The organism is Bacillus thermozeamaize, assembly GCA_002159075.1.
Lineage (GTDB): Bacteria > Bacillota > Bacilli > ZCTH02-B2 > ZCTH02-B2 > Bacillus_BB > Bacillus_BB thermozeamaize.
This window is the reverse complement of record LZRT01000051.1, coordinates 1-1,604: the sequence shown is the minus strand read 5'-3', so window position 1 is coordinate 1,604 and position 1,604 is coordinate 1. Positions and strand designations below refer to the sequence as shown.

The following is a 1,604-nucleotide window of genomic DNA, read 5'->3' as shown; positions in this document are numbered from 1 at the left end:
CACCGACAGAGCATTGTCGTGCAGCGGGAGGTGGGACTGGACACGAAAAGTTTTGCCGCCGGCCTGCGGGCGGCCTTGCGGGAGGATCCCGATGTGATCCTGGTGGGAGAGATGCGCGATTTGGAAACCATTTCCACGGCTATCACGGCAGCTGAGACGGGGCATTTGGTGTTAGCCACTTTGCATACGCCGGATGCGGCCCAAACCATCGATCGGATCATTGACGCCTTTGCGCCCAGCCAGCAGGTGCAGATCCGCTTTCAGCTGGCCAATGTGCTGGTCGGGGTTTATGCCCAGCGGCTGCTGCCCCACCGCAGCGGCCGCGGGCGCGTGGCCGCCTTTGAGGTGCTGGTCAATGTACCTGCTGTGGCCAACCTGATTCGGACGGAGAAAGTGCATCAATTGAAAAGCGTCATGCAGACAGGCGCCCGTTACGGGATGCGCACACTGGAGCAGGATTTGAACCGTCTGGTGGCGGAAGGAAAGGTGTGCCGGGAAGAGGCGGACGTGCTGATCATGGAATGGCGGCAGGTCACCGGGATGTGACGGGTGAAAGTTCTTTCAGGAACATGAAAGTTTTAGAAAAATTTACCTAAAATGTCATTGATTATCTGTCGAATTGGTGTATAATTTTTATAAAAATATACTCGCCACAATGTTGTCAAGACACTGATGATTTTGTCATTTTATGCAAGGAACTGCCAGGTCAGTCAATGGCGGCGCATTCGAACGCAGAGTGGAAGAAGGGAGGGAACTCATGGCGGAATACCAGTACCGGGCGGTCAACCGGACAGGCCGGACGATGCGGGGGCGCATTGAGGCTTCCGATGAGATGGCGGCCACGCTGCAGCTCAGGGAACGCGGGTTGTACCCGGTCCGGCTGGAACCCCTGGAAGAAAAGAGTCTCCTTCAGCGGGAAGTGGATCTCCGTTCCTTGACGATGGGCCGGGTAGGGCTCAAAGACTTTGTACCCTTCTGCCGCCAGTTTGCCGCGTTGGTGCGGGCGGGCGTCACAGTGGTCCAGTCGCTGGAAATCCTGACGGCCCAGACCAGCAACAAAGCCTTGAAGAAAGCGCTGGAGCAGGTGACCGCCGATGTGCGCGAAGGGAAGTCCTTGCAGGATGCCTTTAGCCGTCATCCGAAAGCCTTTCCGGAGATGTTTGTCAACCTGATCGGCGTGGGCGAATTCTCCGGGCAACTGGAGACCGTGCTGGATCGGCTGGCCGACTTTTATGAGAAGGAACGGACGACCAGGCAGAAGATTGTGTCCGCGCTCACATATCCGCTGGCGGTCCTGACGGTGGCGGTTGCGGTCAGCATCTTCCTTTTGATCAGAGTGGTCCCGCAATTTGTCGAATCCTTTGAGGCACAAGGCGTTCCCTTGCCGCTACCGACCCGGATTACGGTGGCGGTGAGCAACTTTATGGTTCACCGCTGGTACCTGGTGTTGCTGTTGATCATCTTGCTGGCGGCTCTGATGATGTACGCCAGACGAACGCCGCAAGGGCAGATGATCTGGGGGCGGTTGACACTAGTTGTGCCTGTTTTTGGCAAGCTTTCGCAGAAAAATCTTCTGGCCCGCTTTTCGCGCACCTTTGCATTGC

Annotated in this window: 1 protein-coding gene and 1 pseudogene; both read left to right on the top strand. The window is 56.9% G+C overall.

The genetic code is table 11. The features are described 5' to 3' along the window. Window positions 1-546, top strand: a pseudogene (locus tag BAA01_12345) (type IV pili twitching motility protein PilT). A gap of 211 nt (window positions 547-757) precedes the next feature. Next, a partial coding sequence (locus BAA01_12340) for a hypothetical protein (protein OUM89158.1) occupies window positions 758-1,604 on the top strand: 847 nt, incomplete at its 3' end.